Origin of the sequence: Pseudomonas sp. CIP-10 (assembly GCF_020911845.1) — a bacterium.
GTDB lineage: Bacteria > Pseudomonadota > Gammaproteobacteria > Pseudomonadales > Pseudomonadaceae > Aquipseudomonas > Aquipseudomonas alloputida.
The window spans coordinates 5,565,052-5,583,109 of sequence record NZ_CP087160.1; the positions used below are offsets into that span (position 1 = coordinate 5,565,052).

17 protein-coding genes and 1 pseudogene are annotated in these 18,058 nt (G+C 62.4%); 15 read left to right on the top strand and 3 right to left on the bottom strand.

The features are described 5' to 3' along the window. Nucleotides 1-58: 58 nt before the first annotated feature. From phaZ to LMH93_RS25105, 3 genes are read left to right on the top strand one after another with little or no spacing between them, the layout of a single operon-like run. Entirely contained in the window at nucleotides 59-910 is an 852-nt protein-coding gene (phaZ, locus tag LMH93_RS25095) for a poly(3-hydroxyalkanoate) depolymerase (RefSeq protein WP_004576725.1), read from the top strand. 48 nt (nucleotides 911-958) lie between these two features. After that, on the top strand, nucleotides 959-2,641 hold the full coding sequence (gene phaC / locus LMH93_RS25100; RefSeq protein ID WP_087535548.1) for a class II poly(R)-hydroxyalkanoic acid synthase: 1,683 nt from the start codon (nucleotides 959-961) through the stop codon (nucleotides 2,639-2,641). 12 nt (nucleotides 2,642-2,653) lie between these two features. Beyond that, on the top strand, nucleotides 2,654-3,268 hold the full coding sequence (locus LMH93_RS25105; protein WP_003249297.1) for a TetR/AcrR family transcriptional regulator: 615 nt from the start codon (nucleotides 2,654-2,656) through the stop codon (nucleotides 3,266-3,268). Between the two features lie 111 nt (nucleotides 3,269-3,379). On the opposite strand, the gene LMH93_RS25110 is transcribed toward LMH93_RS25105, so the two are convergent. Both LMH93_RS25110 and LMH93_RS25115 read right to left on the bottom strand, forming a co-directional pair. After that, nucleotides 3,380-4,168, bottom strand: coding sequence for a phasin family protein (locus LMH93_RS25110; RefSeq protein WP_004576727.1), 789 nt, complete (start codon nucleotides 4,166-4,168; stop codon nucleotides 3,380-3,382). Nucleotides 4,169-4,178: 10 nt separating this feature from the next. Further along, nucleotides 4,179-4,598 carry a phasin family protein gene (locus LMH93_RS25115; RefSeq protein WP_003249293.1) on the bottom strand — a complete coding sequence of 140 codons (420 nt, stop codon included), beginning with the start codon at nucleotides 4,596-4,598 and terminating at the stop codon, nucleotides 4,179-4,181. Nucleotides 4,599-4,777: 179 nt separating this feature from the next. On the opposite strand from LMH93_RS25115, the gene LMH93_RS25120 reads away from it, so the two are divergent. Then, the gene (locus LMH93_RS25120) at nucleotides 4,778-9,538 is read left to right on the top strand and encodes a DUF6543 domain-containing protein (RefSeq protein ID WP_230064715.1); all 4,761 of its coding nucleotides are present in this window, start codon (nucleotides 4,778-4,780) and stop codon (nucleotides 9,536-9,538) included. Between the two features lie 18 nt (nucleotides 9,539-9,556). Here LMH93_RS25120 and LMH93_RS25125 read toward each other — a convergent pair whose 3' ends face one another. After that, nucleotides 9,557-9,832: a polyhydroxyalkanoic acid system family protein gene (locus tag LMH93_RS25125; RefSeq protein ID WP_003249289.1), complete on the bottom strand. Its 276-nt coding sequence runs from the start codon at nucleotides 9,830-9,832 to the stop codon at nucleotides 9,557-9,559. Between the two features lie 124 nt (nucleotides 9,833-9,956). On the opposite strand from LMH93_RS25125, the gene ubiE reads away from it, so the two are divergent. The 11 genes and pseudogenes from ubiE (at nucleotide 9,957) to LMH93_RS30015 (ending at nucleotide 17,957) form a co-directional block, all read left to right on the top strand. Then, complete coding sequence (gene ubiE, locus LMH93_RS25130; RefSeq protein ID WP_003249287.1) at nucleotides 9,957-10,727, top strand: bifunctional demethylmenaquinone methyltransferase/2-methoxy-6-polyprenyl-1,4-benzoquinol methylase UbiE; 771 nt, start codon at nucleotides 9,957-9,959, stop codon at nucleotides 10,725-10,727. Continuing rightward, nucleotides 10,727-11,350, top strand: coding sequence for a ubiquinone biosynthesis accessory factor UbiJ (locus LMH93_RS25135; protein ID WP_003249286.1), 624 nt, complete (start codon nucleotides 10,727-10,729; stop codon nucleotides 11,348-11,350). Before ubiE ends, LMH93_RS25135 begins: the two co-directional genes overlap by 1 nt. After that, nucleotides 11,347-12,969, top strand: a complete 1,623-nt coding sequence (gene ubiB, locus LMH93_RS25140) for a ubiquinone biosynthesis regulatory protein kinase UbiB (RefSeq protein WP_004576731.1) — start codon at nucleotides 11,347-11,349, stop codon at nucleotides 12,967-12,969. The genes LMH93_RS25135 and ubiB overlap by 4 nt, the downstream gene beginning before the upstream one ends. Before the next feature lie 72 nt (nucleotides 12,970-13,041). Beyond that, the gene (gene hisI / locus LMH93_RS25145; protein ID WP_230064716.1) at nucleotides 13,042-13,434 is read left to right on the top strand and encodes a phosphoribosyl-AMP cyclohydrolase; all 393 of its coding nucleotides are present in this window, start codon (nucleotides 13,042-13,044) and stop codon (nucleotides 13,432-13,434) included. 1 nt (nucleotide 13,435) lies between these two features. Beyond that, entirely contained in the window at nucleotides 13,436-13,771 is a 336-nt protein-coding gene (locus tag LMH93_RS25150) for a phosphoribosyl-ATP diphosphatase (RefSeq protein ID WP_003249283.1), read from the top strand. Nucleotides 13,772-13,796: 25 nt separating this feature from the next. Beyond that, entirely contained in the window at nucleotides 13,797-14,069 is a 273-nt protein-coding gene (locus tag LMH93_RS25155; RefSeq protein WP_003249282.1) for a twin-arginine translocase TatA/TatE family subunit, read from the top strand. A 3-nt stretch (nucleotides 14,070-14,072) separates the two neighbouring features. Next, nucleotides 14,073-14,450, top strand: a complete 378-nt coding sequence (gene tatB / locus LMH93_RS25160; protein WP_003249280.1) for a Sec-independent protein translocase protein TatB — start codon at nucleotides 14,073-14,075, stop codon at nucleotides 14,448-14,450. Beyond that, nucleotides 14,447-15,235 (top strand): twin-arginine translocase subunit TatC, encoded by a 789-nt coding sequence (tatC, locus tag LMH93_RS25165; RefSeq protein ID WP_003249278.1) that lies wholly within the window; start codon nucleotides 14,447-14,449, stop codon nucleotides 15,233-15,235. The genes tatB and tatC overlap by 4 nt, the downstream gene beginning before the upstream one ends. Further along, nucleotides 15,232-15,939, top strand: coding sequence for a 16S rRNA (uracil(1498)-N(3))-methyltransferase (locus tag LMH93_RS25170; RefSeq protein WP_012053922.1), 708 nt, complete (start codon nucleotides 15,232-15,234; stop codon nucleotides 15,937-15,939). Before tatC ends, LMH93_RS25170 begins: the two co-directional genes overlap by 4 nt. Nucleotides 15,940-16,157: 218 nt before the next feature. Beyond that, nucleotides 16,158-17,102 (top strand): annotated as a pseudogene (locus LMH93_RS30010) (methyl-accepting chemotaxis protein); the annotation flags it as partial. A 141-nt stretch (nucleotides 17,103-17,243) separates the two neighbouring features. Beyond that, the gene (locus LMH93_RS30015; protein WP_371044509.1) at nucleotides 17,244-17,957 is read left to right on the top strand and encodes a methyl-accepting chemotaxis protein; all 714 of its coding nucleotides are present in this window, start codon (nucleotides 17,244-17,246) and stop codon (nucleotides 17,955-17,957) included. The last annotated feature ends 101 nt before the right edge of the window (nucleotides 17,958-18,058 follow it).

Here is an 18,058-nt window from a genome sequence, read left to right on the forward strand (position 1 = left end):
CAGCGCCGTGGCGGCCTGCGGGGCGCCACGGTGTTTACTTCACCCAAGAGTCACGTGCATGCCGCAACCCTATATTTTCAGGACCGTCGAGCTGGACCACCAGTCCATCCGCACCGCTGTTCGCCCTGGCAAACCGCACCTGACGCCGTTGCTGATCTTCAACGGCATCGGCGCCAACCTCGAGCTGGTGTTCCCGTTCATCGATGCACTTGACCCGGACTTGGAAGTCATCGCCTTCGATGTGCCTGGGGTCGGCGGCTCGTCCACACCACGCCACCCGTATCGCTTCCCTGGGCTGGCCAAGCTGACCGCACGCATGCTCGACTACCTCGACTACGGCCAGGTCAACGTCATCGGCGTGTCCTGGGGCGGCGCCCTGGCCCAGCAGTTTGCTCACGATTACCCCGAGCGCTGCAAGAAACTGGTGCTGGCCGCCACCGCTGCCGGTGCGGTAATGGTGCCAGGCAAGCCCAAGGTGCTGTGGATGATGGCCAGCCCCCGGCGTTACGTGCAGCCGTCGCATGTCATCCGCATTGCACCGATGATCTATGGCGGCGGCTTCCGACGTGACCCCGACCTGGCCATGCACCATGCTGCCAAAGTGCGCTCCGGCGGCAAGCTGGGCTACTACTGGCAGCTGTTCGCCGGGCTGGGCTGGACCAGCATCCACTGGCTGCACAAGATCCAGCAGCCCACCCTGGTACTGGCCGGTGACGACGACCCGCTGATCCCGCTGATCAACATGCGCCTGCTGGCCTGGCGGATTCCCAATGCCCAGCTACACATTATCGACGACGGCCATCTGTTCCTGATCACCCGTGCCGAAGCCGTCGCCCCGATCATCATGAAGTTCCTGCAGCAAGAACGTCAGCGTGCGGTCATGCATCCCCGTCCGGCCTCGGGGGGGTGAAACAGCTGCGGCTGACAGGGGAAATGGATCAGACGAGGGAGTGTTGCCATGAAAGACAAACCGGCCAAAGGATCGACAACGCTCCCCGCCACCCGCATGAACGTGCAGAACGCCATCCTCGGCCTGCGCGGCCGCGACCTGCTTTCCACGCTGCGCAACGTCGGCCGCCACGGTCTGCGCCACCCGCTGCATACCGCGCATCATCTGCTGGCGCTTGGCGGGCAGTTGGGGCGGGTGATGCTGGGGGACACGCCCTACCAGCCAAACCCGCGTGACGCACGCTTCAGTGACCCGACCTGGAGCCAGAACCCGTTCTACCGCCGCGGCCTGCAGGCCTACCTGGCCTGGCAGAAGCAGACACGCCAGTGGATCGATGAAAGCCACTTGAACGACGATGATCGAGCCCGCGCCCACTTCCTGTTCAACCTGATCAACGATGCGCTGGCACCCAGCAACTCACTGCTCAATCCGCTGGCGGTCAAGGAGCTGTTCAACACCGGCGGCCAGAGCCTGGTGCGCGGCGTGGCCCACCTGCTCGACGACCTGCGTCACAACGATGGGCTGCCGCGTCAGGTGGACGAGCGCGCCTTCGAAGTAGGTGCCAACCTGGCTGCGACCCCTGGCGCAGTGGTATTTCGCAACGAGCTGCTGGAGCTGATCCAGTACTCGCCGATGAGCGAAAAGCAGCACGCACGCCCACTGCTGGTCGTGCCGCCTCAGATCAACAAGTTCTACATCTTCGACCTCAGCGCTACCAACAGCTTTGTCCAGTACATGCTCAAAAGCGGCTTGCAGGTGTTCATGGTCAGCTGGCGCAACCCCGACCCACGCCACCGTGAATGGGGCCTTTCCAGCTACGTGCAAGCCCTGGAGGAAGCGCTCAATGCCTGCCGCAGTATCAGCGGCAACCGCGCCCCCAACCTGATGGGCGCCTGTGCCGGCGGCCTGACCATGGCCGCACTGCAAGGCCACCTGCAAGCCAAGCAGCAATTGCGCCGGGTACGCAGTGCCACCTATCTGGTCAGCTTGCTGGACAGCAAGTTCGAAAGCCCGGCCAGCCTCTTCGCCGATGAGCAGACCATCGAAGCGGCCAAGCGCCGCTCTTATCAGCGCGGCGTGCTGGACGGTGGCGAAGTGGCGCGGATCTTCGCCTGGATGCGGCCCAACGACCTGATCTGGAACTACTGGGTCAACAACTACCTGCTCGGCAAGACACCGCCGGCGTTCGACATCCTGTACTGGAATGCCGACAGCACGCGCCTGCCCGCCGCGCTGCATGGCGACCTGCTGGAGTTTTTCAAGCTCAACCCCTTGACCTACGCGTCCGGGCTGGAGGTGTGCGGTACACCGATTGACCTGCAGCAGGTCAATATCGACAGCTTTACCGTGGCCGGCAGCAACGACCACATCACGCCATGGGACGCGGTGTACCGCTCGGCCTTGCTGCTGGGTGGCGAGCGGCGCTTCGTGCTGGCCAACAGCGGGCATATCCAGAGCATCATCAACCCGCCAGGCAACCCCAAGGCCTACTACCTGGCCAACCCCAAGCTGAGCAGCGACCCACGCGCCTGGTTCCACGACGCCAAGCGCAGCGAAGGCAGCTGGTGGCCGTTGTGGCTGGAGTGGATCACCGCACGCTCCGGCCTGCTCAAGGCGCCGCGCACTGAACTGGGCAACGCCACTTACCCACCGCTAGGCCCCGCGCCAGGCACCTACGTGCTGACCCGATGAGCTGCTGACTGGATGAAAACCCGCGACCGTATCCTTGAATGCGCCCTGCAGTTGTTCAACCAGCAGGGCGAACCCAACGTATCCACCCTGGAAATTGCCAACGAACTCGGCATCAGCCCAGGCAACCTGTACTACCACTTCCATGGCAAGGAGCCCTTGGTACTGGGCTTGTTCGAGCGTTTTGAAGAAGCGTTGATGCCGTTGCTGGACCCGCCGCTGGAGGTGCGCCTGGACGCAGAGGACTACTGGCTGTTTCTGCACTTGATCGTCGAGCGCATGGCTCAGTACCGCTTCCTGTTCCAGGACCTGTCCAACCTGACCGGGCGCCTGCCCAAGCTCGCCCGAGGCATGCGCAGCCTGATCACTGCAGTCAAACGCACGCTGGCGGCGCTGTTGGCCAGCCTGAAGAGCCAAGGGCTGGTAGAGAGCGATACCCAGGCGCTGGGGCAACTGGTTGAGCAGATCACACTGACGCTGATGTTCTCGCTGGATTACCAGCGTGTGCTGGGGCGCGAGGGGGATGTGGGGATCGTGGTGTACCAGGTGATGATGCTGGTGGCGCCGCATCTGCAGGCCCAGGCCCGGGCGGCGGCGGAGCAGCTGGCAGTGAAGTACCTGGAGGGGTAGGCCTGCTGGAGATGTTGTGTTGCAGCCGACGCATTCGCGGGTAAACCCGCTCCTACAAGGTTTGGCGCATCTTGTGGGAGTGGGTTTACCCGCGAAGAAGGCGACGCGGTATCAGATCAGGGTACCGGTGCCGGTAGGTGCCGATGGCGTGCTGCTGGCCGGGGTAGCGGCAGGTGCCGGTGCAGTGGTCGCAGCAGGCGCAGCGCTGGCCGCTGGGGCCGCCGGCTTGGCGGCTGCCGGTTTGGCCGGCGCCTTCTTCACCGCAGGTTTCTTGGCCGCTGCCGGCTTCGCCGCAGGCTTGGCTGCTGCAGGCTTGGCTGCAGGTTTTTCCGCTGCGGTTTTGGCTGCGGGTTTTGCCGCTGCGGTTTTAGCAGCAGGTTTGGCCGCCGCCGTTTTCGCCGCAGGTTTGGCTGCCGCTGCCTTGGCCAGTGGCTTGGCCGCAGCCTTGCTCGCAGCCGGCTTGGTTGCTGCAGTGCGCGACGAAATCGGCGTAACCGAAGCACCGGTCAGCTTCTCGATCTGCTTGGTCAGGCTGTCCACCTGCTGGTGCAGTGCCTTGATCTCGTTGCGGCTCGGTACACCAAGGCGCGAGATGGCACTGTTAAGGCGCTTGTCGAAGGCTTCTTCAAGTTCGCTCCACTTGCCCAGCGCACGGTCCTTCACGCCCGACACTCGCGAAGTGGTCGAGGACTTGGCAGTCTCGGCAACATCTTCAGCCGTCTTTTTCGCCTGCTTCTCGGCCTTCTCGCCATCCTTCACCAGCGAGTCGAACAGCTTCGGGCCGTCCTGGTCGATCTTCGAATAGATACCCAGCCCCGCCAGCCAGATCTTGCGGGAGTATTTCTCGATCCCGCCGACCCAGGAGCTGCTTTCTTTTTCGGTGTTCTTCTTGCCAGCCATCCTGCTCTCCTTATGGTTTGTGCGCGACGCGCTCAAGCAGCTCATGCAACTGTTCAAGCTTGATCGACAACGCCTCAACGTCATGTTTAGACGGAATACCCAGGCGATTCAAGGCGCGACCGACCCGTGCGTCGAAAGCTTTTTCGATCTTGTCGAGTTGAATTTCTACCTTACCGCGTACGCGGTTCACTTCTTCACCGACTTCGTCAAGCTGGTGGTTGGCGGCATCGAGCTCTTTGTCGATGCGCTTCTTGCCGCGCGTCTCGACACCTTCACCCGCCCTGACCAGCTCTTTGAAGTAGTCAGAGCCTTCCTGACCGACGCGGGCGTAGGCGCCGATACCGGCCAGCCAGATCTTGCGCGCATAGCCGCGCACCTCGCCAAGCGTGCCCAGGGCTTCGTCTTTTTTCTTCACAATCACTTTGGCCATGCTGTGTACCTCATGCTCATGAGTGGTGGAAAACCGCCCATGGAGGCTGGGCTTGAGCATAAGGTAGGGAAGAAAATTAGAAACCTCACCCTAAGGTCTTCGTTGTCACATCTATATACCGCAAGCCCCTTTGACCATAGCGCTAGCGTCGCAGGCTTCACCTCACGGACATCGACGCTATGACTGCTGCAGCAATCCCACCCAGGCTGACGTTCAAGCAACGCGTGGCAGCCTGTTTCTCCAAACGACCCAGCCTGCGGGACGTTTTATCAAAAGAAGCATTCCAGATTTTCAGCGACCGGTATCCATGGGTGCACCGTAACCACCCTCACATCACATCGCTCGATCCTTTCGTCATCCTGCATGCACCGGCCAGCACCGATGACCTCTCACGTCAGAGCGGGCTGGTGGACGAGCTTCTGAGGCATTTTCTGGCCAAGGAACGTGTGCAACTGGGCGCCGCAGACAGGCTGAGCATCAGCCCTCCCCATGTGTTTCAAATTCAGGAGCAAGGCCAGGACAACCTTCGCCAGCCCGAAATCATGCCGGACCTGACAAAGCTCAACGATGACTTCGATACAGTGCTTGGCGCGTTGATACCCGCCTTCCAGCAAGCCCAGATCGGCTTCTGGAACGGGCTCGACGAAGACAGCCAAGTCTCGCGCATGCTCTGGCTGGAGCACACCATCAAGGCTGCCTTGCTCGAGAACCTCCCTCGCCAAGGCCTGGCAGATGATGCAAAAGCTGCAATGTACGCCCTGCTCGACGGGGTACACGACAGCCTGACTGTCGAGGCGATACAAGTCACGCTCGGAACGGATGGCGGGGCACACACCGTTACCCTACCGGATCTGTTGCTCATCACCACAAGCGGCACCCGCAGCCTGGTTCTGCAATGCAAGCCCTGCGGTTCGGTGCGCCGCCATGTCGACCTGCCCAGCTTTGCCACGGCGCTGCAACGGCAGCTAGCGCAACGCTATCGCTTCGAAACGTTGTCCTGGGCACACACGCCAGTAATCGGACGCCCTTTCGCCTTCCAGGTCAGGCAACTGCTGAACGATATCCTGGACGACATCGGCCGCCTGCGTATTGGCGGCCTGGCAACCGTCGACGAAATGGAGCGACAACTGCGCCAGGTGAGCGACCCGTCAGCTTACTTCTTCGACCTGCCTTCGCAGGAACGAACTGCACCCGCCGTCAGTCCGCCGCGATGGCTGCTCAATGCCAGCGCTGAGGACCGCTACGCCTATCACACTGCACTGCTCGATCTGGCGGCGAACCAAGGCCGGTCGAAGGGCCGCACATCGCTGGGCGATGTTGAGGATATCCGTGATTACGCCGCTCGCCGCTTGCGTGAGACCCTGCAGACCAGCTACCCAGACAAGGCGGTACACGACCCGAACAAGGTGCACATCCGCATTTCCCAGGCCATCATCGGCGCCGCTACACAAGGGCAGTCACTGTTCTTGTACTCGGTTTCCCTGACCGACCTGGCGATTTCACGCCTGCGGCTGGAGGCTGGCGAGGTGATGAGCGGGATGAACTTCGAGGACGGCTCGCCTGTGACCGACTGGCTGAGCATCGACCAGATCAGGGGCCTGATTCATCAGGTCGACATCGGCGGTCACTACCCCTCCTACCTGAAGGACCAAGTCAACACCCAGCCGCGCAGGGCCGAACGAATCCGCCAGCATGCCAGGGAATGGCGTTACGCCCTTCGGTTCAGCACGCTGAAGGCCAAGATCGAGCGACAGCTTGGCGAAGCGGCAAGCCAGGCAATGCTCAGGTTCTGCCAGGGCATGGACAATGGCGTGGACCTTCTGCGCATCGCCCCCCTGGCGTTCCTTTGCGCGCCTGGCGCTTCGGCAAGCGATGTGGCGCACGGGATGTTCATCATCGAAATACCGGCAAGCGGCAGCTGGGTCTTGTACCGCCCATTCTATGCCGACAGGGCGTTGCAGGAATTTCCGAACCTCGAATTGCTGATGGACGCAATCCGCAGCAGGGGCGAACTGCAAGAGAGCGTACTGGCCTGGCTCGAGGATGACGCGCGTCCGACTTACCAGAACGACGGGTTCAAGCACCCGCACCTGCACCCGAACATGACCAAGCTGACGCACCTGCTCAATGTGCCGGTCGAGCTGCTGGACCGCCTTTTGCAACGCCTCAGACGCCCGGTCCAGGCCTCGTTCCAGGCCTGGACGGATGATCTGGACACCCACCTGTTCAACGCGCGTATCGAGACCATGTTATTGGCCTCAGCCAGCAACAGCGTCTCCAATGCTCAGGAAGTGCGGGCTTTGGTGAAGGAAGCTGCGTGGGCGATCTTCAATACCGTCACCCAGCTTTGGCACGGCCCGATGACCACCCTGGTATGGCTAGTCGTGGCGCTGTCGGCAGCCAAGGAAGACGTGGAGGCGCTGATCAAGCGCAGCGGTGACGACAAGATCGTCGCAGCCATAGACCTGGTCACCAACCTGGCCTTGCTCCTTGCCCACCGCCCCGCAACGCCACCTGCCAACAGCGAAGAGCCCGCCAGGCTACGTTTTTCAGGCCCTGCGCCGAAGGAAGAGACCCCGCCCCCAGCGCTCGAGCAGCCACAGGAGAAACCCTGGCAGCCCCCCGTCGAGGCGCCACGGCCCACGCTCGTGCGTGTAGATGGCTGGCATGACGGGCAGCGCCTGAGCAACCTGTCGGTACAGGAGCGCCAGTCACTGGCCCAACTGCAAGCCTCGCAGCCACTCGAAGGGCACACGCCACTGACAAGGGGCCGTTTGCGTGGGTTGTACAATATTGCCGGTCGTTACTACGCCAAGCTGGGCGATGGCACCTATGAGGTCATCGAGACGTGGAACGGCATGCAGATCATCGGCCCCGAGCCGAGCAGCAGCGAGTGGGTGTCCCAATGGAATGGCGCCCCGGACGGTTACCACATCGTTGGTCGTGAACGGCAAAAAGGACCATGGCTTACGCGCTGGCATGGCCAATGGTCTTTGAACCTGAACCTCTATGGCGGCATGCCAAGGAACAGGCAATCCATCAACGCCGAAAACCGCCAGCGGTTCGATACGTTGAGCGCAACCGCCACGGCGAATCAACACGCGCTGAATCAGGTGGGGCTACTCATGGAGCGCAGCAGAGTGCAACTGGAGGCTTATGACGAACTCGCGCTGCAGTACAGCCGGGCTATCGATGTATTGCCTGACCAGGAGCGCACGTCACTGCCGCCAGCATTGCAGCTTCAAAAGCAGGCACTGAAAGCCCAACGCTTACGCCAATTGCCTGAAATCAGGGCGTCCGCGCTCTACCTGGAGCGACAGAGCACGCTGTTGCATGGGAACATCGAAGTGTTCAAGGAAATGGCCGAACCACGGTTCAGCAAATGCGACAATCGCCCCCAGAGCCGACGTCAATATGGTAATTGGTACGGTGCTGCCATCGAAAACGACATGCTGCTGTGCCGCCGCTTGCTAGAGCAGGTCGACCACCAGGCATTGAGCGCACAGGCCGCAATGCTGCGCCGCTTTCCCGAAACTGCCGAAGATATTCAGCAGTACCTCGATTATCGCGAACGGGTACACGATTCCTGCCAGGCCAGCCGCCGCCTGCTTGCCGCTAGCCAGCGACTGGACCGGACGCTGGCGGAGGCCCTCGATGACCCCAAGATCGACTTTGCCAATAAAGCCACGAAGCTCGCCCAGACCAATCGGAGCAGGACCTATTCGACACTGGTGATTCGGGCACAACTGCTCAGTGACCTGGCTTACCTCGTCGTCGACAAGACGCGGCTTTCTGCGGACATGGCCGAGCACCTGCTTGCAATGCGTGCGCCGCTCAGCAACCTCGAGTTGAGCCGCACGGTATGGAGCCACGACGGGCTGGCAGCTACCGAAGAGTCGCCCCAGGTCAAGGCCGAACTGCTTGACGATATCCTTCAGAAATACCGTACCGTGCTGGACCGCGCCCAGTACATGAAGACACTGGACTCGCCTGCACTGGTCACTGACGTGCTGGACGAATACATACGCGAAGTGTCAACGATGACCCAGGTCACGGAGCAGCAACTGAGCGCGATCTTGGCCAACGTCGACAGCGGCATCAGCCCACCTCCGCCTTCCCCCGGCCATCGCCCCGCGACCATCAGGCGGCGCGTCATCCGTATTGACCGAGGTCGACCGCTGCTGGTGGAAATCGACCAGGTGGGCAACCGGGCAATTCAGCGTAATGCGTTCAACCATGAGCCGGCAGGCAGTTTCGCGCAACGCGACGGGGTGTGGCATGCCGTGGCTGAGCAAGCACGGCCCGCCCAACGTGACCGGGCCCAGGTGCGCCAACGAGCAAACCGCCTGCTGGCAGAGGTGGATGGGAAAATCGCGTTTGCCGCTCACTATGCCGATGAGCCCAACAGCCTGAGCGATTTTCTGGAATGGCCGGCCGGTGACATGCGCGAAGTGCAACAGCAGCTGAGCGAGCTGAACAACCCACTGGATAACGGCCTGATCGACCTCCTGCGTGCAGCGGTAGACCGCGTCCACCACGAAAGGCTTCGGCTACTCACCGACGCCTATCTGAACACCCGCCATCCCGACGGCAAGGCGCTGCGCTTCCTGGCCGAGCAGGATCGGATACGGATCAGGCAGACCGTGATTCGCCGCCAGCTACGTCACGCCCATGATTACCTCGATGTCTACGAGGTGCGCGATGTGCAAGCGCCTCGCAGGGTACTGTGGGAGGCACACTTTCATTATCCCAGCCTGGACGCGAGCGCCCACGACTTCGTCAAGGGCCACCTCAAGTTCTGGGATGCAGGTGTAAGAGGCCGCAAGGCCATGCTCGAGCAGGCCGCAGACGCACGCGAGCGCATCGCGATTTACCGCGGCGATCTGCGCCTGGAGCAGGTGATTGGCATCATTCCTTTCCCGGCGGACGCGCCGCAGTAGCCAGACAGCGGCGCCGGCTCAGGCCAGGGCCTTGTCCAGCGCCCGCTCGATCTCGCCTTTGATGGTGCCGCTCATCATCGACAGCATCATGCCCAGCTTCAATTCGACGCGGATGCTGTCGTCGCCAATGTGCACACTGCCATTGGCGCCACTGCGCGCAACGTCCACGCGGTCACCGTTCCAGGTGGCCTTGAGGTCGTACTCGCGGCTGAGCTTGTCGACCAGCGCTTCGGCCTTGGCGCGGGCGGCATCACGGCCGAGGGAGTGTTTGCGTTCGACGCTGATCTGGGTCATGCGGGCGTTCCTGAAGATGTAGACATAATGAGCATTATGCCCGCCCCTGCCCACTGGCACACCCCGCCAAGACAAATCCGCCCGTTCGCCCTAGAATGGCGGTAATTTTTTCCGGTGAAGCGATATGAACGACCAGCGCAAAGGCGACCACGCCGAACCCACCACCCATTTCGGCTACCAGGACGTGCCTGAAAGCCAGAAGGCGAAGAAAGTCGCCGAAGTGTTCCACTCGGTAGCAGCCAAGTACGACCTGATGAACGACGTGCTTTCCGGCGGCATGCACCGCCTGTGGAAGCGCTTTACCATCGAGCTGTCAGGCGTGCGCAGCGGTAACCGCGTGCTGGACATCGCCGGCGGTACCGGTGATCTGGCGGCCAAGTTCTCGCGTCTTGTCGGGCCGACCGGGCAAGTGGTGCTGGCCGACATCAACGATTCGATGCTCAAGGTTGGCCGTGACCGCCTGCTTGACCGTGGCGTGGCCGGCAACATCGAGTTCGTCCAGGCCGACGCTGAAAAGCTGCCGTTCCCGGACAACCACTTCGACTGCGTGACCATTGCTTTCGGCCTGCGCAACGTCACCCACAAGGACGCCGCCATCCGTTCGATGCTGCGCGTGCTCAAGCCCGGTGGCCGCCTGCTGATCCTGGAGTTCTCCAAGCCGACCAACAAGCTGATGTCCAGGGCCTACGACGCCTACTCGTTCGCCTTCATGCCGCTGGCTGGCAAGCTGATCACCAATGACGCCGAGAGCTACCGTTACCTCGCCGAGTCGATCCGCATGCACCCTGACCAGGAAACCCTGAAGAGCATGATGGTCGAGGCTGGTTTCGACCGCGTCACCTACCACAACATGACCAGCGGCATCGTTGCCGTGCACCGGGGAATCAAGCCCTGATGTTGCTGGCCGGGCTGCTCGCCAGCGTCGAACATGGCCTGAACCGCGTCCTGCGCCTGGACAGCACGGCCCTGCCGCGGCTGGCCGCGCTGGAAGGTAAAGTCATCGAGATCGACTGCCGCCAACCGGCCCTGCAGGTGTTCATCCTGCCCGATGAAGAAGGCCTGATGCTCGCCGCCCATTGGGAGGGCGAGGTCGATTGCCGCCTGCGCGCCCCCGCCGGTAGCCTGGCGCAACTGGCCTTGGTCAAGGACAAGACCGCTGTGCTGCACAGCCCGCAGGTCGAGCTGCACGGCGACAGCGCCGTACTGCTCGACCTGTTCGGTGTGCTGCAGGACCTGGAGCTGGACTGGGAGCACGAGCTGCAACGCTGGCTTGGCCCGGTCGCCACGGCAATGCTGGCCGGCCATATCCGCCTGCGCGCTCGCTGGACTCGCCAAGGCCTGGCACGGTTCAGCCAGAACCTGTCCGAATACCTGGCCGAAGAATCCCGTACCCTGGTCGGCAAGCGCGAAGCCGAAGCCGCCTTCAGCGAGCTCGATGCCTTGAAGCTTGATACAGAACGCCTCGAAGCGCGCCTCAAGCGCCTCTCCCGATCCCTTGATACCAGCGATAACGCATGAAGCTGCTCGCCGTCCGACGTCTTTTTCGCATCCAGCGTGTGGTGATCCGCTACCGCCTCGATGACCTGCTGTTCGACCAGCCCTTGCTGCCCTGGTGGCTGGCCAGCCTGCGCCTGTTGATGCCGTGGCGCTGGCTGCCACGCAAGCCCACCGAACTCAGCCGTGGCGCGCGCCTGCGCCTGGCACTGCAGGACCTGGGGCCGATCTTCATCAAGTTCGGCCAGCTGCTGTCCACCCGCCGCGACCTGCTGCCCCCCGACATCGCCGACGAGCTGATGCTGTTGCAGGACCGTGTGCCACCGTTCGACCCGAAAAAAGCCGTGGCCTTGATCGAGGAACAGCTCGGTGCGAAGGTCGGCGAGGTGTTCAGCCGCTTCGACGTCGAGCCTCTGGCCTCGGCCTCGGTGGCCCAGGTGCACGCCGCACGCCTGAAAACCGGCGAAGAGGTGGTGGTCAAGGTGGTGCGCCCAGGCCTGAAGCCGGTCATCGCCCAGGACCTGGCCTGGCTGTTCCTGATCGCCAAGGCCGCCGAACGCGCCTCGGCGGATGCCCGTCGCCTGCACCCGGTGGAAATCGTCGGCGACTACGAAAAAACCATCTACGACGAGCTCGACCTGCTGCGCGAGGCTGCCAACGCCAGCCAGCTGCGGCGCAACTTCGAAGACTCCGAGCTGATGTACGTGCCCCAGGTGTACTGGGACCTGTGCCGCCCCAAGGTGCTGGTGATGGAGCGCATCTACGGCGTACCGGTGACCGACATGGCCACCTTGGCCGACCAGCGCACCGACATGAAGCTGCTGGCCGAGCGCGGCGTGGAAGTGTTCTTCACCCAGGTGTTCCGCGACAGCTTCTTCCATGCCGACATGCACCCTGGCAACATCTTCGTCAGCACGGTCAAACCGTGGAGCCCACAGTACATTGCCATCGACTGCGGCATCGTCGGCAGCCTCACCGCCGAGGACCAGGACTATCTGGCGCGCAACCTGTTTGCCTTCTTCAAGCGTGACTACCGCCGCGTCGCCCAGTTGCACATCGACTCGGGTTGGGTGCCGGCAAACACCAAGGTCAACGAGTTCGAAGCAGCGATTCGCACCGTGTGCGAGCCGATCTTTGAAAAACCGTTAAAAGATATTTCCTTTGGCCAGGTGCTGATGCGCCTGTTCCAGACCGCACGGCGCTTCAACATGGAAGTGCAGCCACAGTTGGTATTGCTGCAGAAAACCCTGCTCAACATCGAAGGCCTGGGCCGACAGCTGTACCCCGACCTGGACCTGTGGAGCACCGCCAAGCCGTACCTCGAACGCTGGATGCGCGACCGCTATAGCCCCAAGGCCGTGTTCGGCAACCTGCACAGCCAGGTAGAGCAACTGCCGCACCTGGCCGGCATGACCCGCGACCTGCTCGAGCGCCTGTCGCAGCCTCACCTGCACGATCCACAACTGCCGGAACGGCGCCGCCAGGGCGACCGCTGGGCGCTGCGCCTGCTGGGCGCCGGCCTGCTTGGCGGTGGCGCAGTTTTGGCTGCAGGCGCTGCCGAAACCGCCAGCCTGGCCGCCCCGGCCGCCTGGCCAGCCTGGTTGATGCTGGCTGCGGGCCTTTACCTGATCGTGCGCCAATAGCCAGCCGCGCCTGTGGCTGGCACACTAGCGCAAAGGGCCCGGCACAGGAGCGGGCCCGCTTTGGAGTCGACGATGAAAGACTGGCTGGACGAGATCAAGTGGAACAGCGATGGCCTGGTACCGGCGATCGCCCAGGACCACAAGACCGGACGCGTGCTGATGATGGCCTGGATGAACCGTGAATCGCTGGCCCTGACCGCCGCCGAGCAGCGTGCCATCTACTGGTCGCGTTCGCGTGGCAAGCTGTGGCGTAAAGGCGAGGAGTCCGGGCATGTGCAAAAACTGCATGAGTTGCGCCTGGACTGTGACGCCGACGTGATCATCCTGATGGTCGAGCAACTGGGCCATATCGCCTGCCATACCGGTCGTGAAAGCTGCTTCTACCGCGTCTATGAAGACGGCCAGTGGAAAATCGTCGACCCGGTCCTGAAGGACCCGGATGCCATCTACAGCGCAGGAAATTGACATGAGCGACACCCTCAACCGCCTGGCCGAAGTGCTTGAAGAACGCAAGCAAGCGGCGCCTGACAGCTCCTACGTGGCCAGCCTGTACCACAAGGGCCTGAACAAGATCCTTGAAAAGCTCGGCGAAGAGTCGGTCGAAACGATCATTGCTGCCAAGGATGCCCAGATCAGCAAGGATTACAGCGATGTCATCTACGAAACCGCCGACCTGTGGTTTCATAGCCTGGTGATGCTCAGTGCGCTGGGCCAGCATCCGCAAGCCGTGCTGGATGAGCTGGAACGCCGCTTCGGGCTTTCCGGGCATGATGAAAAGGCCGCACGCCAGCCTTCGGCTTGAGCACAACGCATTCTAGGAGAGCACCATGGGTATTTTTGACTGGAAACACTGGATTGTCCTGCTGGTCGTCGTGGTCCTGGTGTTCGGCACCAAGAAACTGAAGAACTTCGGCAGCGACCTGGGCGAATCGATCAAGGGCTTCCGCAAGGCCATGAACGAAGAAGAGAGCAAGCCGGCCGAGCAGACTCCGCCGCCTGCCCAACCTGTGCCACCGGTGCAAAACACCGCGCAGCCGCAGCAAGGCCACACCATCGAAGGCCAGGCCCACCCGGTCCAAGAGCCGCAGCGGAAAGACTGACCCATGTTCGGCATCAGTTTCAGCGAGCTCCTGCTCGTCGGCCTGGTCGCCCTGCTGGTGCTCGGTCCCGAGCGCCTGCCGGGTGCCGCGCGCACGGCAGGCCTGTGGATCGGCCGGCTCAAGCGCAGCTTCAACAGCATCAAGATGGAAGTGGAGCGCGAAATTGGCGCCGACGACATCCGCCGCCAGCTGCATAACGAGCACATCCTGCAGATGGAAGAGGAAGCCAAGCGCATCCTCAACCCAATGACGCCACCCGCGAAGCCGCCGGTCACCACGGCCAGCGTGCAGCCACCTGCCGGGCTCGAAGCCAGGCCGGTCGAAGCACCTGCTGCCCCGGCCGCACCGTCTGAACCGCCTCAACCGCCGCGAGCCCCATGAGCGAGAATCCGGAACACGACCAGCCGATGCCGCTGGTTTCGCACCTGACCGAACTGCGCACCCGCCTGCTGCGCTGTGTTGCCGTCATTTTCCTGATCTTTGCCGGGCTGTTCTCCTTCGCCCAGCAGATCTACACACTGGTTTCCGCGCCGCTGCGCGAGCACTTGCCGGCCAACGCAACGATGATCGCCACCGATGTGGCCTCGCCGTTCCTCACGCCGTTCAAGCTGACCATGATCGTGGCGCTGTTCCTGGCCATCCCGTTCATCCTTCAGCAGATCTGGGGTTTTATCGCGCCAGGGCTGTACCGCCATGAAAAGCGCATCGCCATTCCACTGTTGGTGTCGAGCATCTTCCTGTTCTATGCCGGCATGGCATTCGCCTACTTCCTTGTATTCCCGCTGATCTTCGGTTTCTTCGCCAGCGCCACGCCAGAAGGCGTTTCGATGATGACCGACATCGCAAGCTACCTCGACTTCGTGATGACGCTGTTCTTCGCCTTTGGCGTGGCCTTCGAAATCCCGGTGGCGGTGGTGCTGCTGGTGTGGATCGGCGTGGTCGACGTGAAGTACCTGAAGAAAGTCCGCCCGTATGTGATCATCGGCTGCTTCGTGGTCGGCATGGTCCTCACCCCACCGGACATCTTCTCCCAGACCCTGCTGGCCGTGCCCATGTGGCTGCTGTTCGAGATCGGCGTGCTGTGCGGCAGCCTGATCCGCAAGCGCAGCGCCCACGACGAAACCGCCGACGACCATAACGACCAGCCACCAGCGACCCAACCGTGAACCTGCTGCTTCTTGAAGAGGCCGACTTCGTCTCGGCCAACCGCGTCGTTCTTGCTGATCGGCGCTTCACCCATATGCAGGAAATCCACCGCGTGGCAGTGGGCGACAACCTGCGCGTGGGCCGTATCAATGGCCTGATGGGCAAGGCCACGGTGCTGCGCCTGGAAAAGCACGAAGCCGAACTTGAAGTGGCCTTCGACCAGCAGCCACCGGCCAAGCTGCCGCTGACCCTGGTGCTGGCAGTGCCTCGACCAAAAATGCTGCGACGGCTGTTCCAGACCGTGGCCACATTGGGCGTGCCGCGGCTGATCCTGCTGAACAGCTACAAGGTCGAGAAAAGCTTCTGGCAAACACCTTTTCTACAGCCCGAGAGCATTCGCGAAAACCTGATCCTGGGCCTGGAACAGGCACGCGACACCGTGCTGCCCGAGGTGATCATTGAAAAACGCTTCAAGCCTTTTGTCGAAGACCGCCTGCCCACCATCGCCGCCGGCACCCTGGGCCTGGTCGGCCATCCCGGCCCCTACCCAGCCTGTCCGCGCGCCGTAGAACAAACCGTTACCCTGGCCATTGGCCCCGAGGGTGGCTGGATCCCCTACGAGATCGACCTGCTGGGCAAGGCAGGCCTGGCGCCGGTACAGCTGGGTGACCGCATCTTGCGGGTGGAGACCGCCGTTACCGCGCTGCTTTCGCGTATTTTCTGACACAAACACCACTTTTTCGCCCATCAAGTTTCCCTCTCCCGGGCCGATGGCCTTGGCAACAATACAATTATTTGTGCTGCCAAGCCGCCGGGGAGTCGAACATGTATCAATGGTTAGCCCAATCGTTGGGCAATGTGAGCGTCAATCGCAAACTGGGGCTGGGTTTCGGCCTGGTGCTGCTGTTGACCTTGGCGATTACCCTGACCGGCTGGTACGGCATGGACAGCATCATCGACCGTGGCGACAAACTGGGAAACATCTCGGTCATCCAGCAATACACCCAGGAATTGCGCATCGCCCGCCAGCATTACGATCGCCGCCGCGACGAGGCTTCGCTGGCAGAACTGGAAAAAGCCCTGAGCAACCTCGACCGCCAGGTGCAGCGGATGCTTGGCCAGATCGAACAACCCGCCGACCGCCAACACCTCGAACAGCAACGCGAGGCAGTGCGCACCTACCAGCAGGCATTCAACGAGCTTAAGCAAGCCGACCAACGCCGCGAAGCCAGCCGTGATGTACTGGGTAGCAGCGCCGATAAAGCCGTGGAGTTGATAGGCCGTGTACAGCGCAGCCTGCTGCAAGACGCAGACATCAACCAGTACCAGCACGCGGTGGACGTCAGCGCCCTGCTGCAACAAGCGCGTTTCCAGGTGCGTGGCTACACCTACAGCGGCAATGCCGAATACCAGCAAACGGCACTGAACGCCATCGACCAGGCTTTGGCCGAACTGCGTGCACTGCCGGCCAAGGTGTCTGCCGAACATGCTGCCAGCCTGGATGACGCCGCCACAGCCATGGGCGGCTACCGCGATGCGGTGACCCAGTTCGGCGATGCCCAGCTCGCCAGCGAGCAAGCGTTGCAACGCATGGCTGAACAAGGCACGGTACTGCTGCAGGCCAGCCAGATGATGACTACCTCGCAAACCGAGGTGCGCGATGCCGCTGCCGCGCAGGCCAAAACACTGCTCGCAGTTGCCACCGTGCTGGCACTGGCCTTTGGCCTGCTGGCCGCCTGGGCCATTACCCGGCAGATCATCATCCCTCTGCGCCAAACACTGCGCGCCGCAGAGCGTGTGGCCAGCGGAGACCTGACCCAGAGCCTGCAGGTGCAACGCCGCGACGAACTGGGCCAATTGCAAGCCAGCATGCATCGTATGACCCAAGGCTTGCGTGAACTGATCGGCGGTATTGGCGACGGCGTGACGCAGATCGCCAGCGCTGCCGAGCAGCTGTCGGCGGTGACAGAACAGACCAGTGCCGGGGTCAACAACCAGAAGGTCGAAACCGACCAGGTGGCGACCGCGATGAACCAGATGACTGCCACCGTGCACGAGGTGGCACGTAATGCCGAACAGGCTTCGGAAGCCGCCTTGATGGCCGACCAGCAGGCCCGCGAGGGCGATCGCGTGGTGGGCCAGGCGGTGGCACAGATCGAGCGCCTGGCAAGCGAAGTGGTCAACTCCAGCGAAGCGATGAACCTGCTCAAGACCGAAAGCGACAAGATCGGCAGCGTACTCGACGTAATCAAATCGGTGGCCCAGCAAACCAACCTGCTGGCCCTCAACGCGGCAATCGAAGCCGCCCGCGCCGGTGAGGCCGGGCGTGGCTTTGCCGTGGTTGCCGACGAAGTACGCAGCTTGGCCCAACGCACACAGCAGTCGACCGAAGAGATCGAAGAGTTGATTGCCGGCCTGCAAAGCGGCACCCAACGGGTGGCCAGCGTGATGGACAACAGCCGCCAACTGACCGACAGCAGCGTCGAGCTGACCCGCCGCGCCGGCAGCTCGCTGGAAACCATCACCCGCACGGTGTCGTCGATCCAGGCAATGAACCAGCAGATTGCCACGGCGGCCGAGGAGCAGACGGCGGTGGCCGAAGAAATCAACCGCAGCGTGATGAATGTGCGTGATATTTCCGACCAGACCTCGGCGGCGAGTGAGGAGACGGCCAGCTCCAGCGTGGAACTGGCGCGGTTGGGTACCCATTTGCAAGGGTTGGTTGGGCGGTTCCGGCTGTGATCTGAACCAGCGGTCGCCCGGTCGGGCCTCTTCGCGGGTAAACCCGCTCCTACACACATGCACAGGCCGTCGTAGGAGCGGGTTCACCCGCGAATGGGCCG

Bases quoted from the DNA above. Each gene is read 5' to 3' on its own strand.
- hisI (WP_230064716.1), top strand. From the start codon at position 13,042: ATGAAAGACTGGCTGGACGAGATCAAGTGGAACAGCGATGGCCTGGTA.
- ubiE (WP_003249287.1), top strand. From the start codon at position 9,957: ATGAACGACCAGCGCAAAGGCGACCACGCCGAACCCACCACCCATTTC.
- LMH93_RS25120 (WP_230064715.1), top strand. From the start codon at position 4,778: ATGACTGCTGCAGCAATCCCACCCAGGCTGACGTTCAAGCAACGCGTG.
- LMH93_RS25135 (WP_003249286.1), top strand. From the start codon at position 10,727: ATGTTGCTGGCCGGGCTGCTCGCCAGCGTCGAACATGGCCTGAACCGC.
- LMH93_RS30015 (WP_371044509.1), top strand. From the start codon at position 17,244: ATGAACCAGATGACTGCCACCGTGCACGAGGTGGCACGTAATGCCGAA.
- LMH93_RS25150 (WP_003249283.1), top strand. From the start codon at position 13,436: ATGAGCGACACCCTCAACCGCCTGGCCGAAGTGCTTGAAGAACGCAAG.
- LMH93_RS25155 (WP_003249282.1), top strand. From the start codon at position 13,797: ATGGGTATTTTTGACTGGAAACACTGGATTGTCCTGCTGGTCGTCGTG.
- phaC (WP_087535548.1), top strand. From the start codon at position 959: ATGAAAGACAAACCGGCCAAAGGATCGACAACGCTCCCCGCCACCCGC.
- ubiB (WP_004576731.1), top strand. From the start codon at position 11,347: ATGAAGCTGCTCGCCGTCCGACGTCTTTTTCGCATCCAGCGTGTGGTG.
- LMH93_RS25125 (WP_003249289.1), bottom strand. From the start codon at position 9,832: ATGACCCAGATCAGCGTCGAACGCAAACACTCCCTCGGCCGTGATGCC.
- LMH93_RS25105 (WP_003249297.1), top strand. From the start codon at position 2,654: ATGAAAACCCGCGACCGTATCCTTGAATGCGCCCTGCAGTTGTTCAAC.
- LMH93_RS25110 (WP_004576727.1), bottom strand. From the start codon at position 4,168: ATGGCTGGCAAGAAGAACACCGAAAAAGAAAGCAGCTCCTGGGTCGGC.
- tatB (WP_003249280.1), top strand. From the start codon at position 14,073: ATGTTCGGCATCAGTTTCAGCGAGCTCCTGCTCGTCGGCCTGGTCGCC.
- phaZ (WP_004576725.1), top strand. From the start codon at position 59: ATGCCGCAACCCTATATTTTCAGGACCGTCGAGCTGGACCACCAGTCC.
- LMH93_RS25115 (WP_003249293.1), bottom strand. From the start codon at position 4,598: ATGGCCAAAGTGATTGTGAAGAAAAAAGACGAAGCCCTGGGCACGCTT.
- tatC (WP_003249278.1), top strand. From the start codon at position 14,447: ATGAGCGAGAATCCGGAACACGACCAGCCGATGCCGCTGGTTTCGCAC.